The organism is Mycolicibacterium aurum (genome assembly GCF_900637195.1).
GTDB lineage: Bacteria > Actinomycetota > Actinomycetes > Mycobacteriales > Mycobacteriaceae > Mycobacterium > Mycobacterium aurum.
Genome location: NZ_LR134356.1, coordinates 2,863,951 through 2,882,155, shown reverse-complemented (window position 1 = coordinate 2,882,155; position 18,205 = coordinate 2,863,951). Strand labels below are relative to the sequence as shown.

Below are 18,205 nucleotides of genomic sequence, written 5' to 3'. Positions count from 1 at the left end.
AAACCGACGGGAGGAGTGATGGCCGGCAAGCGGCCAGGCGTTGATTCATCTGATGCAATATGCAGTGGCTTAGTTGACATAATGTGGCTTATCGGTAATTCGTTATACCTGGATCGACCCCAGGCCGACGACGTTGACCCCGTGTGTCCGATCCGGAACTAGTTGGGAGTAATCCGGGAATGTCTGGTAGCTGTCCGATTTCTCGCCCTGCGTTCCAGAACTATCTGACAGCGACACCCGCCCAGGTCCCTGCCCATGCATCTGCGGATCTTCGGCCGGCGTAGCCATGGCGTATCTCACGAGGCCTGAGACGGACTGCAGCGACAAGGACCTTGATGAAAGGTTGCGGGCCGGGCCATGGTCGACGGCGACCCCTCACCGCTTCCCCGCCGACCGTCAACATTACGTCACAGTGACAAATGGACCTGGCCGAGCGGGACACCGGAATCTGTTGTTGCACAGACTTTCCCGGTCGTTGCACCCGGCGATCAAGCTAGCCGCTGGCTTGGCTTGGATTGGCCTCACGCCAATGACGGTGGACGACCCGGGGAGTGCTCGCGATCGTCTGTCGACCACCTCTCCGGGACGGGCCGAGGGCTGGCCCTCGTTCCGAATCGGCCGACCTGACTCAATACGTCACAGTGACGAATCGGGCACGGTAAGCGAGGCGTGGAACCTGTTGGCAGACAACCTCTCTCGACCGTTTGGCTGAGCTTTCGCTGACCTTGCCGGGCGTTACGTCTGATGACGGATTTGGCGTGACCCAGGGGGCACGCCACCGCTTTGGCGCTTGGCTGCGCAATCGTCCAGGAAGGCCGCCCACTGCTGCGGCTCCGCCGAGCCGCAGCAGTGGCCTTACTCCTGTTGAGCCTTTCGCGCCGCCGCCAGCGATTGCCGCAGCGCTTCAGCGAGGCGGTCGACGTCGTTATCCGCTGTCGTCCAGTTGGAGAAGGAAACGCGTATCGCCGCTCGACCGTGCCATTCGGTTCCCGCGACCCACGCCTCTCCGCTGCGTCGCACGAGGTCTGCTACAAGCCAAGTGCGCTCGTCGCTGTCGTCAGCACGGATCAGGACCTGGTTGAGCACGACGTCGTTGCACACCACAAAGCCGTGCATGCCCTGGATCGTCTGGGCCAGACGGTCGGCATGGTCGCAGCAGCGTTCGATCAGTTGTCGCAGCCCCTGCCTGCCTAGCGAGGCGAGCGCTGCGTAGACGGGTACCGCCCGTGCACGCCGGGACATCTCGGGCACCAGGACACCGGGTTCGCGCTCGCTACTGGTGGGCAGATAACTGGTGTTGGCGCCCAGGGCCGAGCGGGCAGCTTGGGGATCGGCCACGACGGCCAGACCGCAGTCGTAGGGAACGTTGAGCCACTTGTGCGCATCGGTCGACCATGAATCGGCCAGCTCGACACCTTGAACCAGTGCCGACAGTCGCGGTGATGCGCAAGCCCACAGTCCGAACGCGCCGTCAACGTGAACCCATCCGCCGTGCTCGTGGGTTGCCGCGACGATCTCCGACATCGGATCGCACGCTCCGGAGTTCACGTTGCCGACTTGTGCGCACACGATGGCGGGGTCGGAGTCAGCGGCGAGCGCGTCGGCGAGCGCGTCCGCTCTCATGGCTCCTTGTGCGTCGACTGCCACGCGCTCGACGCGGCGCGCTCCCAAACCGATCATCTGCAACGCCTGCAGTACCGAGGGATGGACCTCGTCGCCCACCAGCACGCGAACACGGGGTGCCTGAGCGAGCCCATCGGCCTCGACGTCCCAACCTCGCCGCGCTAGCAGCACGTGCCGTGCGGAAAGCAACCCGACGACGTTTCCCGCCGTGGCGCCGGTCACGAAACCCACGGATGCGTCCGTGGGCAGCCCGAGAGCGTCAAGAACCCAGCGCTCGGCGACGGCATCGATTGCAGCACCCGCCGGCGACGACATCCGGCTGTACGCCGTCTGATCCCAGGTCGACACCAGCCAGTCGGCAGCTAACGCCGCGGGTAGCGTTCCCCCGACGACGAGGCCAAAGTAGCGGGGGCCGGCGCACGCAATCGTTGCCGGACCGAGAGTGGCGGCTAACTGCTCGACCACCGACACCGCATTCGTGCCTTGGTCGGGCAGCGGCCCGCTCAGGGCATCGACTACGTCGTCGTAGCTGGTAATCGCATCGATCGGCCGGTATGGGAGACCCGCCAGGTATTCGGTCGCCAGCTCCATCGCCCTTGGCAGGGCCGCGTACAGGTCGGATCGAATCGGGGCAGAATTCTGATCCATTGAAACTATCCTTTGTCCGGCACTATCGTGTCGTTCTGAATTTTGTTCGACACTCTCGGTTGGTTCTGGACAAACAGCCACGATTCCGTCCAGAACTTTTTGAGAGTGCCCAAATAAGCGCACTCCCCCCTCTCAATTAGTTCCGGATCGGACACCGTGGCAGCTGCTCGATCCGGAACCAATTCGGAGCGCTCCAGGAATGCCTGGGCGCTGTACAGCAGCTTGCCCCACCTACATTGCAGAACAGTTTGTCAGCGCCACCTGTCCAGGTCCCATACACGTGTGCCCACTCGGCCGGCGAACCTACGGCGCCCGGACCGCTTTTGTGACGAACTGGCAGCGCCGGACCGGGACGATTGACGGTCCAGAACTAGCCGACACTGGCGGACACCCATGGCTTCGAAACCCCCTGCGCCCAAGCCTAATTCGTCACAGTGACGTTAAGGCCGATGCCCGCGGGCGGCGTGTTCGTCGTTCACACCAAGTTTCTGGCGATCAGCGACTGCGCAGTATCAAGAATGGTCTCGGTGACTGGGCGCGGCACCCAGCCCAGCAGCGCCTTGGCCTTGGCGTTGCTGATCTTCGGTCGCTGCCCGAGTCGCGACAGCGCCTCGCGCAATTCCGGCACCGTCCCGGCGAGCTCGCGGACTTCGGCTTCGCTGTACTCGCTGGTGGGTACCTTCGACGCGACGGCCCCTAGACCCTCGCGCAGGACGCGGGCGATCCCGAGAAAGCTCTCTGGAGGTCCGTCAGCCGCCAGCAGGATGCGCTCGCCGGCGGCGCCGGCGGTCGTCAGAGCCTGCAGGTGGGCCGTGGCAACGTCGCGCACGTCGACGATGCCGAAATACTGAGGAGCCACCCGATCTAGCGCACCGAGGAGCATCGACTGGATGAACTTCACCGACGTGGACAGATGCGTTCCGAGGGTTGGCCCGAAGATGCCTACGGGTACCAACGTGGTCAGTTCGAGGCCGCCGCCCTCCGTATCGATGAAATCCCATGCGGCACGCTCGGAGAGCGCCTTGGACCGGATGTAGGCGGTGTTGTCGTCGTCCGGGTCGGTCCAGTCGTCTTCGGTCCAATCCTGCACCAATTTGGCGGAGTACCCCACGGCCGCAAACGAGGACGTCATGACGGCCCGGCGGCAGCCCGCGTCGCGGGCGTGGCGCAGGACGCGCAATGTGCCTTCGCGCGCGGGGACGACGATCTCGTCGTCGTTCTCGGGAGCTTCTGCGGGAAATGGTGAGGCGATGTGCAGCACGTCGACGACTCCGGCGACCGCTTCCGACCACCCGTCGTCGGAGGTGAGGTCAGCGAGCACCATCTCTATTCGGCGCGGGTCCAGCCCCTCCGAAGCCACCGTTTCGGAGAGTTCCTGGGCCCGCGCTGGGCTACGCAGCGCGGCGCGCACCGGGTAACCCCGTTGGAGCAGCTGACACACGACGTGGGTGCCTACGTAACCGGCGGCGCCGGTGACCAGCACTACTGACTTCTCCGCCATGCATCCCTCACTACTTCGTCAAATCCCCTGGATTGCAATCTGTTTCGCAGGATAGTCATTCACCGGGCAAGATCAGCTCACCGTGGACGTCGAAGTCGCCGTCGACCGAATCACCACGCACAGCCATCCGCGCGGCGCCCAACCCCTCGTTGGCGCCGTGCTGACGATTCACCGCCGGTGCCTACCGCGGCGTCATGATCCGCACCCGGGGAATCGCGGTCCTATTGGCGAACCCCTCGGCCCCGCCGGTTCCAGCACGTGAGTACTCACACGGCCAGCCTGCCAACCCACCGAGTGTCTGGGACCACGGAAAATCCGTGGTTCTCGCCTCCCGGCCGCGGTGCTGCCATCTTCCACCTGAGCATGTCCTCAAACCGCCCTCCGAGGTGAAGCCGGGCCCGGAACGGCCACGGACCCAGGACTACGTATTGTCCGTGGTCCCTGATGACCCCCCTTGGTGCCATCGTCGTCTGCATGAAGCACGTTGCCATGTCCCGTGGCGAGTTCGCTGACGTGTGGAGCACCGCGGCAGCGGTCCCCCTGGCTCGGTCTGTGAATCACGACGGCGACGCGCCGCAGACCGAGTCCGGTGCGTTCAGCAACGACGCCATACCGAGGGGAAACAGATGAGCACCAACGCCACCCGCGTCATAGTCGTCGGCGGCGGATACGCCGGCGTCTTGGCCGCCAACCGCCTCCTCCAACGCACAGACGTCGACGTCACCCTGGTGAATCCGCGGCCGCAGTTCGTCGAACGGATTCGGCTGCACCAGTTGGTCGCCGGCAACGACGACGCTGTCGAGGACTATTCGGCGGTGCTTGCCGACTCGGTCAAGCTGGTGGTCGACAGCGCCGAACGCATCGACGCCGACGCCAAGAGACTGCGCCTGGCATCCGGCAGCGTCCTCGACTACGACTACCTCATCTACGCCGTCGGCAGCACTGCCCCGGTGCCACCGTCTGTGCCCGGCGCCGCCGAGTTCGCTTACCCACTGGGTGAATTGGAGGCGGCACGGCGATTGACCGCTCGCCTGGTCGACGTCCCGCTGCAGACGCCGATCGTGGTCGTTGGTGGCGGGCTGACAGGTATCGAGGCCGCCTCCGAATTCGCCGAAGCCGGCCGTTCCGTCACCCTGGTAACCGGTGCCCTCGGTCCGTCACTGGCCACGGGCGGCCGTAAGTCGGTGGCCAAGCGCCTGGCGAAGCTGGGTGTCACCGTGGTCGACAACGCCACCGTCACACGCGTTGCGAAAGACCGAATCACTCTGCGCGACGGCACAGAACTACCGAGTGCGGCCACCGTGTGGACCGCCGGCTTCGGTGTACCCACGCTGGCCGCTGACAGCGATCTGCGCACCGACCGGCTCGGTCGGCTGCTCACCGACGAGACCCTCACCAGTGTCGACGATCCCACGATCATCGCAGCCGGCGATGCCGCCTCCCCCTCAGGGGTCCCACTGCGAATGAGCTGCCAGCTCGCCATGCCCCTGGCCTCTCATGCCGCCGATACCCTCCTCGCGCGCCTCGACGATACGAAGCCGAAGGACCTGAATCCGGCCTCGGTGGGTCAGTGCATCAGCTTGGGCCGTCACGCCGGCACCATCCAGATGTCGCATTTCAACGACGAGGCCCTGCCGATGCACCTCGGTGGTCATCTCGCCGCGAACATCAAGGAATCGGTGTGCAAGGGCACGGTGTCCTTCCTGGCCAAGGAGGCCCGCAAACCGGGCAGCTACTTCTGGCCCAAAGGCGGTAAGCGGCAGAAGAATCTGAGGAAAGGGACAACCAATGTCTGATGTCTTGGACAAGCTGATGACGGCGATGACGGTCATCCAGTCAGTCACTCCACCCCATATTCCGGAGGGCGCCGACGCGATGACCGCGGTCATCGAATGGGGCCCCGGCGACAAAGGTGCGCCGCCGCATCGTCATCCCGGCGGACCGTGCTTCGGTTACGTCCTCGAAGGCGAGATGCTTTTCGAGCTGGAAGGAGACGCTCCGCGGGTCGTCAAAGCCGGGGAAGCGTTCTGGGAGCCCGGCGGCGACGTCATCCACTACTCCGACGGCAATAATCGCGATGACATCCCATTGCGGTTTCTGGTGACCATGCTCTGTCAACCAGGTGTCGACATGTTCGTCCTCGTCGACGACAAGGAACTCGAACAACGCAAGGACCGCCGCTTCCAGACGGGACATGAATGAAGATCACCGTGGTGGGCGCTACCGGCCAGATCGGTGCACAGGTCGTCGAACTGCTCACCGCTGCTGGGTATGACGTTAATGCCGCCTCCCGGTCCTCCGGCGTCGATGCCGTCAGTGGTGACGGAGTCGCCGCGGCCTTCGAGCGCGCCGACGCGGTTGTCGACGTCCTCAACTCCCCCACGCTGGAACCCGTTCCGGCACTGGACTTCTTCACCAGCTCGGCCACCACGCTCCTTGCGCAGGCCAAAAAGGCCCAGGTGCAGCACTACGTGGTGTTGTCGATCGTCGGCGTCGGCAGCATTGAGGCCGATGGCTACCTGCTTGGCAAGCATCTCCAGGAAGAGCTCATAGCCGACTCCGGCGTGCCGTACACCATCGTGCGGGCGACGCAGTTCCACGAAATCACCGAGGCCATAGCCGATTCGCTGGTGGTCGAAGGGGTGGTCCATGCACCGGATGCCTTGATCCAACCCGTCGCCGCCGCCGAGGTCGCCGGCGTCGTCGCGCGGGTGGCCACCCAAGCGCCACGTAACGGTGTGCTGAATTTCGGTGGGCCGGAGAAGATGTCCTTCGCCGAGTTGGCCCGCGCCGTCTTCGCCGCACAGGGCAAGGAACTTCCCATCGTGGTCGATCCCCAGGCCACCTACTCCGGGGTCCCGGTGCAGCGGTACAGCCTGGTGACCGGCGACGGCGCCGAGCTGGGCACGACGCGGCTCTCGGACTGGTTGGAGCGATGAGCGACCTCGCCGGGTGCACCGCACAGGTCATCGGCGGCACCGCCGTCTGAAAGGAGAATCATGGACCTCGCCGACGTGGTGCTTCGCCGGCATTCCTCCCGAATGTTCCTGCCGGACAAACCTGTACCGCAGGAGTTACTGCAGGAGGCGCTGACGCTGGCCATGCGCGCACCGTCAAATTCCAACGTGCAGCCCTGGCGGCTGTTCTTGACGACAGGTGCGCGTCGGGAACGCCTCGGCGCAGCGCTGGCCCACCAGGTGCGCACCACGCCGCCGCCGACACTGGGGCTTCCGGAGTCGCACAGTCACCTGCGCCGCCAGCTGGGCGCTCTGCTGTACGGCGCGATGGGCGTCGCCCGCGACGACGACGCGGGCCGGTGGACCGCGCAGCTGCGCAACTGGGACTTCTTCCACGCCCCGATGGCAGGCATCGTCTGCATGCACCGCGACCTCGGTCTGCCCGATGCCATCGGCGTGGGAATGTTCCTGCAGACGCTACTGCTTGCGTTGACCGAACGGGGCCTCGACAGCTGTATCCAGGTCTCCACCGCCCTCTACCCCGAGGTGGTGCGCCAACAACTCGACATCCCCGATGAGCTCGCCGTGCTCTGCGGAATCTGCATCGGCTACGCCGACCCGGCGTTTGCGGCCAACAGCATCACCACCCCACGCAACCCGGTGGCCGAGAACGTGGTCTTGCTCCAGCACTGACGTGGGACGCCCCTTGCCCCACACAGCTAGTGGAATCTGCGCCGGAGCTCGCGACGCGATCGTATTCCCAACTTCGTGAACACCTTACGCAGATGCCACTCCACAGTGTGCGCACTGATGAACAGCTGGCCGGCGATCTCCTGATTGGTCAGGCCCTGGCCCGCCAGCTCGGCGATCTGTCGCTCCTGTGGGCTCAATTCGTCACCGGCGGTCGTCGGTTGCTTGCGGGTCTTCTCTCCGGCGGCCTGCAGTTCGCGGCGAGCCCGCTCGGCGAAGGCCATCGACCCCATCTGTACGAATTCCTGTTGGGCGAGGCGCAGCGGCCCGCGTGCGGCAGTGACAGGGCCGTTGCGGCGCAACCATTCCCCGTGCAGCAGCCGTGCCCGGGCCAGTTGGATCCGTTGCGACGTCGCTTCGAAATAGCCGATCGATTCCTGGTACAACGCTTCGGCCTGCTTGCCGCTGCTGAGCAGCGCCTGCGAGCGCGCCAGCGAACCCAGCGCACGCGGCGTACCGGCTGCCCGCGTCCGGTCCCGGAGGCGGTCGAACGCCTGCTCGGCGACCTCACGGTCCTCGCCGCGCACACCGGCCTCGACCATCTCGGCCAACAGCTCGGGATAGAAACCCAGATCATCGTATTCAGCGGCCTGACGGGCAGAGGCAAGGGCGTCGGCGTAGCGACCCAGTCCGACATTCAGCACGACGGTGGCGTAGAGCGCCAGTCCGATGACCCGCCCCTCACCGCGGGACCGACCGGATTCCAGCGCTTCCGTCGCCAATCGGGTGGTTTCGGCTTCGTCGCCCCGCCAGGCCGCCACCATGATCCGGTGGTACTTCAGAGGGGCGTAGTCGATGGCGATAGCCAGGTCATTGGCTTCTGCGACAAATGCACTTGCCGAGGCCAATTCACCGTTCTCGAACGCGGCACCGGCACGCGACAGCAGCGCCGACGGCAGCAGCGCCAGCGCTCCGCTGTCGGTGGCCAGCCGAACCGCGTGCGCTGAGATGTCACGCCAGCCGTCGTCCCACGTCTCATGGATCAGACAGTCGTGAACAAGGGGAAATGCCCGCCAGAACCAACCGTGGCCTCCGTCGCGGGTGGCGACCTTGAGCGCGTCCAGGGCGCGGCGCATGGCGGGCATCGCCTCGACCGCACCCACCGCCAACCGCTCGGCCAGCGCATGCGTCACCAGATCCAGTGGGGTCTTCGCCTGCCGCGTCGCCAACGCGGCGCGCGCCGTCTCAGCAACACCGGCGGCCAAACCTTCTGCGATGCGCCCGACATACATCGCGGCGGTCAGCGCCTCCAGGTACGCCTCGGTGGCCAGGGTGTCGTCCAGTGCGTCCAATTGCCCTGCCACCGCCGTGAACTGCGCGACGGCGGCGACCAGCTCGTCGGCGTCGCCGTCGGCGCGCGCGGAGGCGAACGCCAGCCTGGTCCGCAGTTGCGCGGACCGGGCCTGTTGCAGATCCGTCAGCGGCCCCAGATCCGCGACAGCCAAGAGACGGCGGGCGCTGTCGAAGGACGCGATCTCGCGGTGGGCCTCGGCCGCCGCGAGCGCCCGACCTGTCCGGGCGGAGGAATCTGGGGTCAACTCCACCGCGCGCGTCAGAAAGGCTGCGGCAGAGGCTGTTCCGCCGCGCTGTGTCGCCCGGCCAGCCGAAAGCTCGAGGTCCAGTGCTACCTGCTCGTCAAGGGAATCGGCGGCCAGGGCGCGGTGCCAGGCCCGCCGGTCCGGATCAACAGCGGGGTCGGTGACCGCCGCCAGCGCCGCGTGCGCCAGTCGGCGTTGTTCGGCGGTGGCCGAGCGATAAGCCACCGACCGCGCCAGCGGATGGCAGAACTGCACCCGGGTGTCGACCGCGATGAGACCGAGGTCGTGCGCACGGGTCATCACCGCGGGTTTGAGGTCCAGATGCGCAGAGGCACGCGACAGCAGCGCCGGGTCCCCCACCGGTTCGGCGGCCGCGACAAGGAGGAGCATGCGGGTGTCGTCGGGCAGGTCGGCGATCTGGGCGCGGTAATGCTCTTCGACGCCCGCGCTGACGGTCGGGGTGTGCCAGGACATGATGTCCTTCGAAGTCTCGAGCAGTGCCAATGGGTTTCCCCGCGCTTCGGCCACGATCCGATCCAGGATCGCCGCATCCAGGCGACCGGGGAACGCTGACTCCAGCAACGTGCGTGCCGTACCGTCGTCGAGCCCGCCCACGGTCATGGTGGGCAATCCCGCGGTGCCCTCGATCGGGGTGCGTGACGCGAACGCCAAACCCAGGGACTCCGCCTGCACACGGCGAGCGATGAAGAACAACGTCTGCGCCGACACGTGGTCCAGCCACTGCACGTCGTCGATCACACACAACACCGGTCGGTCGGCAGCGGCAGCCGCGAGCAGCCCGAGGACCGCCAACCCCACCAGGAACCGATTCGGAGCAGGGCCGGTGTCGCTGAGGCCGAAAGCCCGCTCCAGCGCCTCCCGCTGCGGTTGCGGCAGCCCCGTCCGGTAATCCAGCACCGGCGCACACAACTGCTGAAGACCTGCGAAGGCCAACTCCATGTCGGACTCGACACCCAGGGCGGTCAACACCGTGCAGTCCGCGGCGCCCTGCCGCAGGAACGTCAGCAGCGCCGTCTTCCCGATACCGGCCTCACCGACGAGCACCCGCACCTCACTGCGCCCCGAGCGCAGCGCGTCCACCATCTCCAGAAGTGCCTGGCATTCGGCGACGCGACCCGGCAACACCGCATTGCTTCGGTCGCGGATCGCCGTCACGATCGAGATGCCTACCTGTCTGAAACGCCGGATGCGGCCAGCGGGGCCGCGCTACCAGCAAATCCTTTCATGCCGAACGACCGAATGCAGGGCTACCCGTGGACCACGGCGTTTCCGTGGTCTATAGCGATGCTCTGGCCGCTTCTGTCGTCGAAGCACAGCAGAGGACGCCAGTGACACGACCCATGCCTTTGACAAAAATATCCGTGGTGGAACGAATGTCGTCGTTCGAGTTGTCGATCATCCGCGCACCGCGGTCCTCGAGCATGAACGAGGCCGCGCCGTGCTGACCGCGTGATCCAGGTGGAGACGGACCACCCATTGTCGCCAGCGGCATCCGACCCGCCCGACGCGGGTCCAGACAGACCGATGGCCGCCAGGATGTACTCCCGACGGCCATCGTCATTGATTGATCAGGCTGCGTACCCGATGAAGAGTCCGTTCCACCAGATACCCCATGAGTTCGTCCCGGGGTTCCACACCAGCGGTTGCAGGTCGCGGATTCCGAGGTCGACCCAGTTATACGGCCGCCACACGGGAGGCAGCCCGTAACGCACCGGTTCACCCCAGTGACCGGGCGGAACGCCGGTCAAACCGATCACGGGCGGATTACCTTTGGCTACTTGTCCGGGCGGTCCGAACGGGTTGTGGCCCGGCGGGTCGCCCGGCACCCAGAAGTCGTCGTTTCCGTGACCCGGCTTCGCCTGCGCTATGCCAGCACCTACGCCAACCAGGGTCGATCCCAGCGCGGCGGCAACCACCGCACCGGTCGCGAATTTCTTGAACTGTGTCATGATTTCCTCCTCGATTGCGGTCTCACGACACTGGCCGCCCAGGCTGATGTGATCCTCACCTGCGGAGTCACTACAGAGAGTCAGAGTGACCGGGCAGCCATGCCGCCAAACGCTTTCATAGTGTTAACCGTCATCGGCACGGCCGGCGTTACCCGCTTTTCTGTTGGAAAGCTCACAGCACTGGGGGTTTAGCCAAGCGCCACATGCACCCGACGGTTGATGAATTGACGCTTCGTTCAATACCTTTGACGCCTGTCCGGATAATTTACGCCAGCGATGATCTCATCTGGACGCCGTTGCGGTGCCACGAAGGATCTGGATCACCGACGAGTCATCGGCACGTCCGAGGCCGGCGCGCCGACCCGCGAGGTAGAGCTGCTCGGCCGCGGAAGCCAGCGGCGTGGGATACGACTGGGCGCGGGCCGCTGCAGTGACAAGACCCATGTCTTTGACGAATATGTCAGTGGTGGAGCGAATGTCGTCGTTGGAGTCGTCGATCATCCGCGCGCCGCGGTCGTCGAGCATGAACGACGCGGCCGCGCCGTGGCGGAGTACTTCCCAGGTCGTACCGGCGTCCAGGCCCAGCGCCTCGGCATAGGCCAGGGCTTCCGCCGCGACGGCGATGTGCACGCCACACAACAGTTGGTTGACGAGTTTGACCTTCTGCCCCTCCCCTGGCTCCGTCCCGACAACGGGAGCGTTGCTGGCCATCGCGTCCAGCAAGGGCTGCGCTGTCTCCACAGCGGCTGCGGCGCCGCTGACCATGATCAGCAGGTCGCCCCGTCCGGCCCTGGCGACACCGCCTGACACGGGAGCGTCGACGATCTGCACGCCGGTCGTGGCCAGGCGCTGCGCCCAGTCTTCGACAGCGGCCGGTCCGACGGTGGCCATCAGCAGCACCACGCTGCCAGAGTGCAGCGCCTCAGCAGCGTTGCCGTCGCCGTACAGCACCGCTTCGGCCTGGTCGGCGGTGGCGACCATGAGCACCAGGACGTCGGCGCCGACTGCGGCGTCGCGAACGGTGGCAGCGGCTTTCACACCGTCGCCCGCCAGGGCCACTGCCTTCTGCGGGTCGATATCGAAGGCGGTGACGAGGTGCCCGGCTTTCGCTACGCACGAGGCCATCGGTGACCCCATGGCCCCCAGGCCGATCCATCCGACGTTGGTCATTTCAGCTTCCTTCTCATACGGGGTGGTGGTGCACACGGGGTCGTCATCGCCGCCCGGCGAACAGGTCCACGACATCGGCGAGGGTGTCGTCGTCACCGACGTTCCCGGCGAACACCACGTACGGGATGCCGACAGCTTCAGGTGCCGCCTCGATGGGACGAAAGACCGACACGATGCCGGGGAACAGCTGACCGATGACCTCTGCGCGCCGGATGCCGAGTCCGCGGACCGCGACATCGTGAGAGGTGATTCCGCCCTTGGCGACGATCCATGCGGGCCGCGCGGCGAGCGAGGCGCGGACGACGTCGATGACAGCGGTGGACACCGTCCGCGCGATGGCCAGACTGTCGTCGGCATCGCCGCCGCGCATCAGGGTCCGGCTGGTGAACAGTAGGACATCGGAGGTCGCCAGCGCGTCGATGACGTGGCGCGCGACCTCGGCGACATGTTCGTCCCGACTGTCGGCGTCGATCAGTGCGGGTACGTGCAATTCCGCTTCAGCCATCCCGCCGCGCTCCTGCGCCTTGACCACCTGCCTGCTCGTCAGGCCCACGTGCGAGCCAACGACGACCAGGCCGTGACCGCCGGGGTTGCCGGCAGGCCAAATCTGTTGCGCGGAAAGCGGTTCCTGTGGATCCAGACCCGCGAGCGCCCTGACGAACGACGGTCCGGAGCGGTAACCGAAACTGCGCCCCTGCGCCTGGACCTCAAGCAACCCGAGAACCACAATCTCCAGGTCAGCGTAATCGGTGGCGTTGACCACCACGAATGCACCTCCGGTGACCCCGTGCAGAATCTCGGCAACCTTCTGTGGCCCGCCGATCCGGATATCGTCGAGGGTGATGCTGTGCACCTCGTCCGCGGTGATGGTGCCCCCACTCTTCTCAGCGACGAAGTCCCGCAAGGTCGACGACGTGTATCCGAAGGTCGCGTCCTGAGCGAACTCCGTGTCACCGACTGGGGTTGGAGTCCCGCCCACGCTCGCCCAGTGGATGTCCCCGGCGGTGAACCGGCCCGCCTCGAAATAGGCCGGTATCAACAAGATGCCGTCGAAGCCGGCCCCCGTCACACGGCGACGGGTGGCGTCGATCGCGCGGATCTCGGCGATGATGTGGCCGCGCAGCGTGGAATCGCCTCGACTCACGACTTCCATGGGACCGCCGAAAGTCTGGCCGAGTGCGTACAGGCTCGCTGAGACATCGGTGTTCACCTCGACGGCGGTGCTCTCCGAGAGGCTGCGGGTGTTGGTCAGGATGAAGCACGTCGATCCCGGCTCGGCCAGACCGGCGGCGTACTCGTCGTCTTCGAACACGGTGACGACGCTGACGTCGTGCACGGTCTGCGATCCTGTGGGATCGTCGTCGAGCACCGCGATACGGCGGCCGGTAGCCGCGTTGACTGTCCGGATCTGTTCTCGTGCAGCTGGTTCCCGCCTCAGGGGTGGTGCCGTGGCAAGAATGTGCTCGGCTGATGGGCCGTGGGTGTCGGTATTTTTCGCGATGATCCGAACTCCTCGAATGGGTGAAACAGTGTCACGACATCTGCAGTCCGCCGTTGATGTCGTAGGTGGCCGCGGTGATGAAGCCGGCGTCCTCGCTCATCAGGAAGGCCATCAGGGCGGCGACCTCCTCGACGGTGCCGACCCGCCCCAGCGGGATGTCGGCGCTCATCTGCGCCTTGCGCTCGTCGGTCAGGGTTCCGCCCATGATGTCGGTGTCGATCGGTCCGGGCGCAACGGAATTGACCGTGATGTTGTGCGGACCCATCTCCCGCGCCAGGGCGCGGGAGAACCCGATGACTGCCGCCTTGGACGCGCTGTAGGCCACCTTGGAATACGTCCCGCCACCACGTTGGGCCGAGATGGACGAGACGCTGACGATGCGGCCGACCTCGGCGGCGATCATGGCGGGCAGCACCCGCTGGGTGACGAGGAACGTACCGCGCATGTTGACGTTGAATACTCGGTCCCACTCCGCCGGCGTGACGTCCAGGAACTCCGTCGGTGAACTGACCCCGGCAATGTTGGCGAGCCCGATGATGGGCGGCAGGGCCGACTCGATCCGAACCACCGCAGCGTGAACCGAATCCTCTTCGGCGACATCGGCTCCCACACCGAGCGTGGACACCGAGTGCCTGTCGGCCAGCTCTTCGGCTGTGCGTGTGGCAGCAGCTTCGTCGATGTCCACGATTGCCACGGACCACCCGTCACGGGCCAGCCGGTCGGCGGTCGCGCGGCCGATGCCTCGCGGCGATGCGCCGCCGGTGATGACGGCGGTCCGTTCGGCGGGCAGTGTTGGGCTCATGGTCGGGTCGCCTTTCGGTCGATAGTTCTCATGGGGCGTCGCGGTTCGCACCCTGTGCTGCAGGCTGATCGGCATCAATGACATACCGGCGCAAGTCGTTCTCGGTCTGGTCCATGTGCGCCTCCATCGCGTCGCGACTCTTCTTCGGGTCTCCCGAGATGAGTGCCTCGAGGATCGCTTCGTGCATGGCAATGGCGTTCACCTGAATCTCAGGGATCGCCGAGGTCTCCGTGCGGGCCTCGATCAGCAGGTGGCCGAATGGTTCAAACATGAACGGGATGAACATGTTTGCCGTCGCGTGCATGATCACGTCGTGAAAGGCGATGTCCGCCTCGACGAACAGTTCCACCTGGCTCTGCCTGTTCGCCAGCCGCATTTCTTCGATGCTGGCGGCCAGCGACTCAAGATCTTCCTTCGACCGATGGACGGCAGCGAGTTGCGCTGCGCCGATCTCGACCATCCGCCTGGCTTCGATCAGGCGTCTCGACACTCCGCCGGAGGGTGACCGGCGTTCCTCGATGCGGACGACGGCGGCAAGAGACCTCCACGCCTGCGGTGGGTTGATGAAGGTGCCGCGACCACGATGGATGGAGACGATGTTCTGCGAACGTAGGATGCGCACCGCCTCACGGACAGTCAGGCGGCTCATCCCATACTTCTGGGCCAGCTCCCCTTCGGAGGGAAGGACCGACTCGCTCGGGAACTGCCCGTCCACAATCGACCCCAGCAGCATGTCCGCAAGCTCTTCGGGCAACGCCACAGCCCTACTCCCTCCTGACACCTCATGCAGACATCAGACGTCTGATGTCTCTAGAGTGACGGAGAGCACAGCTACTGTCAAGCAACGGTCCTCTACACCGTTGTCAGGTCTGTACCGCGGGTTTCGCTGAGCCGCCACACGGCAACGACGGTGACCAGTCCGCACACTGCAGCCAGCGCTACCAGAGGTGTTCGCGAGACATCGTGAGCGTGAAGGCTGCTCGCGATCAGCGGCGTGAAGCCTGCCCCCAACAGTGCCGCGAATTGGTAGCCCATCGATGCACCCGTGTAGCGAACCGCCGTGCCGAACATCTCGGAGAACAGGGCGCCGAGCGGTGCGTACATCATGGATTGAATCACCTGCGCGATCACCATCGCCGCAATCAGGTAAGTCTGTGACCGCATATCGACCAGGGCGTAGAACGGCCACGCGTAAAGCATGATGCCGATTGCGCCGCTGACGATCACCAGGCGACGGCCCACGTAATCAGACACCGCCGAGAACAGTGGGATCGCGATCAGCCCCGTCAAAGACGTGAATATCAGCGCGGTCATCACATCGGTCCGGTGATAACCGATTGCCGTCGCGTAGCTGATCATGTAGGTACTGATGAGGGCCGTCAGAGCGAACGGCCCGATGCCCACCGCGCACGCGAGAACCAGCGTGCGCGGCGTGCGCAGGATCTCGACGAGCGGCAGCGATGGTCTGCTCTCGGATCTGTCATTCTTCGCCGCCTCGAAAACCGGGCTTTCGGTGATGGACACGCGGACGTAGATCCCGATCGCGAGCAGCAGCAAGCTGACCAGGAACGGCACGCGCCAACCCCAGGACAAGAAATCGTCGTCGGGGAGCAGGGTGATCGCGGTGACCACCGCGACCGAGAGCAGTGAGCCGATCGACGACCCCATCTGCATGACACCGTTCCAGAACCCTCTTCGATGGGCTTCGGCGTGTTCGGTCACCATCAGGGTGGCTCCGCCCCACTCCCCTCCGATCGCGACGCCCTGGATGACACGCAGCGTGATGAGCAGCACCGGAGCAGCAACACCGATCGATGCGTAGGACGGCAAGAGCCCGATGAGAAAACTGGCCGATCCCATGAGCACCATCGTCAGCACCAGCATCGACTTGCGTCCCAAGCGGTCGCCGAAGTGCCCGAACAGGATTCCACCGACCGGCCTCGCCACGTAGCCTGCCGCCAGAGTGCCGAAGGCGGCGATGGTGCCCACCGCAGGGTTGGATTCCGGAAAGAACACCAATCCGAACACCAGCGCGCTCATCGTGCCGTAGACGAGGAAGTCGTAGAACTCGATGGCCGTCCCCAGCAGGCTGGAGAATGCCACTCGGCGCAGCCCGACCGAACCCTGCGCTACATCCGTCATCGCGCATCTCCTGGACATCGTGGCGTCCGATGACGGCCATCTCGCGCCATCAACTCCGACAGATACCGTCCCGCTTCACCGAACGGGAGTACAACTGCGGCCATGTCACGCCGCTGCGGGTAGACCGACACGATGCGCACGCGCTGCTTCACGCTCCGACGACGCTGCCGTACACTTCGAGCTGAGCAAGGAAGCGATTGCGCGCAGCCTGCCGTGGAAAGTCGGCGGTGTCGCATACACACTGCGGACACCAGTGCCCACCGCACAGCACAAGCCTTGGGCTACCGGTGAACTCGTGCCCATCCGCGCACCGCCATTTCAGGCGAGCGGCGACGTCGCCGGCATCCGCCTCGGTCGATACCAGTTCTCCGCCGCGAAAGTCCGCGGCCGCCGCGTAGTCGGCGGCAGTCCATTCCGCCGGATCCTTGGCTTCGTCGTAGCCGTGATCCAGCAGCGAAGGGACCCGGCTCGGTCGCGGCGGCCAGAACGTGCTCCAATCCCCGATCTCCGCCCACTCTCGGCGGGACCCGAAGTAGGCTTTGATCTTGGCCTCGTCGTTATCTCTGACGAACGCCATCGTGCCCCGCGGTTTCACGGTGAGGGGTTTGAGGAAGAGGTTCTTGACGACCCAGGGTGGCATGAGGCCCGCCATCTTCAGCGACGGGTTCTTCGCCACCGCGCTCGCGAGTGCGGCATCGAATGTGTCGGCGCGAAACGGGACCAGCGCTTGGAGGTCATCTGAGTCGGTGTACCACTGGCCGTGGAAGTTCTTGGTCGCGAACCAGTCGCGGTCATACCACTTGCGAACGTCACGGACACCTATAGCTGCCGAGATGCGCGTCTGCAGTTCCCAGTTCGTCAGCCGCCACTGCTCACCGCCGCCGATGTTGAACATGTTGCACCACACCTCCGATGCGACATCGTCCTCGCAGAGGTTGGCCACCAAGCGTGCCGAGTCCTGGGCCGAAACCCACTCCATGACCCCGCCGAACGGCGAGTGGGTCATGATCGGATCACGGATGGCCAGCATCCCTGGATGAAAGATGCCCGTCTGTCGCAGCCAGACCCATTTGGGCAGACCCGAGTCGACGAGAACCTTCTCGGCGACAATCTTGCTCTGCCCGTAACCGTCGAAATGTGCACACCGCAATGGATCGCCGATCCGGCCCCAGTGGTGGGGCGGGTTGCGATCGCCGGTCTGGGCTATGGTGCCGACGCCGACGACCCCGATGGCCGACGGGTCCGGCTGCGCGAGTACGGCTCGCACGATGTTGCGCATACTGCCGACGTTCACGCGATGGGCCAGCTCGGGGTTGTCGTCACCGACCGGTGAGACGATCCCGCCCAGATGGACGACGAAGTCCGCTCCCCTGACGCATTGTTCGACCGCCGAATAGTCGGTGAGATCACCGAAGCGCACCTCGAGGTTGGGCATCTCCTCGTATTGGCGTATCGCCGACATGTCGCCTGGAGTTGGCAACACCAGTGCGATGACGTCGAACCTGTCTGCCCGGGAACGAAACTCGTCCAGAGTGAACCGGCCCCAGTTGCCCGCGGCGCCGGTGAGGAACACACGAGTGCGCTTCGTCGTCATGGATCTCCT

General features: G+C 65.4%; 14 protein-coding genes. 4 read left to right on the top strand and 10 right to left on the bottom strand.

The features are described from left to right. Positions 1-855 precede the first annotated feature (855 nt). Positions 856-2,214: a pyridoxal phosphate-dependent decarboxylase family protein gene (locus EL337_RS13725; protein WP_109860197.1), complete on the bottom strand. Its 1,359-nt coding sequence runs from the start codon at positions 2,212-2,214 to the stop codon at positions 856-858. A gap of 532 nt (positions 2,215-2,746) precedes the next feature. Then, positions 2,747-3,772, bottom strand: a complete 1,026-nt coding sequence (locus tag EL337_RS13720; protein ID WP_048634465.1) for an NAD-dependent epimerase/dehydratase family protein — start codon at positions 3,770-3,772, stop codon at positions 2,747-2,749. 626 nt (positions 3,773-4,398) lie between these two features. Here EL337_RS13720 and EL337_RS13715 point away from each other — a divergent pair. The 4 genes from EL337_RS13715 to EL337_RS13700 are packed head-to-tail and all read left to right on the top strand — an operon-like array spanning position 4,399 to position 7,422. Beyond that, entirely contained in the window at positions 4,399-5,568 is a 1,170-nt protein-coding gene (locus tag EL337_RS13715; RefSeq protein WP_048634463.1) for an NAD(P)/FAD-dependent oxidoreductase, read from the top strand. Continuing rightward, on the top strand, positions 5,561-5,974 hold the full coding sequence (locus EL337_RS13710; protein ID WP_048634462.1) for a cupin domain-containing protein: 414 nt from the start codon (positions 5,561-5,563) through the stop codon (positions 5,972-5,974). The genes EL337_RS13715 and EL337_RS13710 overlap by 8 nt, the downstream gene beginning before the upstream one ends. Further along, positions 5,971-6,711, top strand: coding sequence for an SDR family oxidoreductase (locus tag EL337_RS13705; protein ID WP_048634461.1), 741 nt, complete (start codon positions 5,971-5,973; stop codon positions 6,709-6,711). Before EL337_RS13710 ends, EL337_RS13705 begins: the two co-directional genes overlap by 4 nt. Positions 6,712-6,771: 60 nt before the next feature. Beyond that, complete coding sequence (locus EL337_RS13700; RefSeq protein ID WP_048634460.1) at positions 6,772-7,422, top strand: nitroreductase; 651 nt, start codon at positions 6,772-6,774, stop codon at positions 7,420-7,422. A 26-nt stretch (positions 7,423-7,448) separates the two neighbouring features. On the opposite strand, the gene EL337_RS13695 is transcribed toward EL337_RS13700, so the two are convergent. The 8 genes from EL337_RS13695 to EL337_RS13660 form a co-directional block, all read right to left on the bottom strand. Beyond that, positions 7,449-10,193, bottom strand: coding sequence for an AAA family ATPase (locus EL337_RS13695; protein WP_264035361.1), 2,745 nt, complete (start codon positions 10,191-10,193; stop codon positions 7,449-7,451). 413 nt (positions 10,194-10,606) lie between these two features. Then, complete coding sequence (locus EL337_RS13690; protein ID WP_048634458.1) at positions 10,607-10,987, bottom strand: hypothetical protein; 381 nt, start codon at positions 10,985-10,987, stop codon at positions 10,607-10,609. Positions 10,988-11,269: 282 nt separating this feature from the next. Continuing rightward, a complete protein-coding gene (locus tag EL337_RS13685) occupies positions 11,270-12,157 on the bottom strand; it encodes an NAD(P)-dependent oxidoreductase (protein WP_048634539.1) in 888 nt (295 codons plus the stop codon). 43 nt (positions 12,158-12,200) lie between these two features. Next, positions 12,201-13,526, bottom strand: coding sequence for a four-carbon acid sugar kinase family protein (locus EL337_RS13680; protein WP_197724231.1), 1,326 nt, complete (start codon positions 13,524-13,526; stop codon positions 12,201-12,203). Between the two features lie 163 nt (positions 13,527-13,689). Then, complete coding sequence (locus EL337_RS13675) at positions 13,690-14,460, bottom strand: SDR family NAD(P)-dependent oxidoreductase (RefSeq protein WP_048634538.1); 771 nt, start codon at positions 14,458-14,460, stop codon at positions 13,690-13,692. A gap of 28 nt (positions 14,461-14,488) precedes the next feature. After that, the gene (locus EL337_RS13670) at positions 14,489-15,220 is read right to left on the bottom strand and encodes a FadR/GntR family transcriptional regulator (protein WP_048634456.1); all 732 of its coding nucleotides are present in this window, start codon (positions 15,218-15,220) and stop codon (positions 14,489-14,491) included. Between the two features lie 92 nt (positions 15,221-15,312). Then, the gene (locus EL337_RS13665; protein WP_048634455.1) at positions 15,313-16,602 is read right to left on the bottom strand and encodes an MFS transporter; all 1,290 of its coding nucleotides are present in this window, start codon (positions 16,600-16,602) and stop codon (positions 15,313-15,315) included. A gap of 148 nt (positions 16,603-16,750) precedes the next feature. Then, positions 16,751-18,196, bottom strand: coding sequence for an NAD-dependent epimerase/dehydratase family protein (locus EL337_RS13660; RefSeq protein WP_048634454.1), 1,446 nt, complete (start codon positions 18,194-18,196; stop codon positions 16,751-16,753). Between the last annotated feature and the right edge of the window lie 9 nt (positions 18,197-18,205).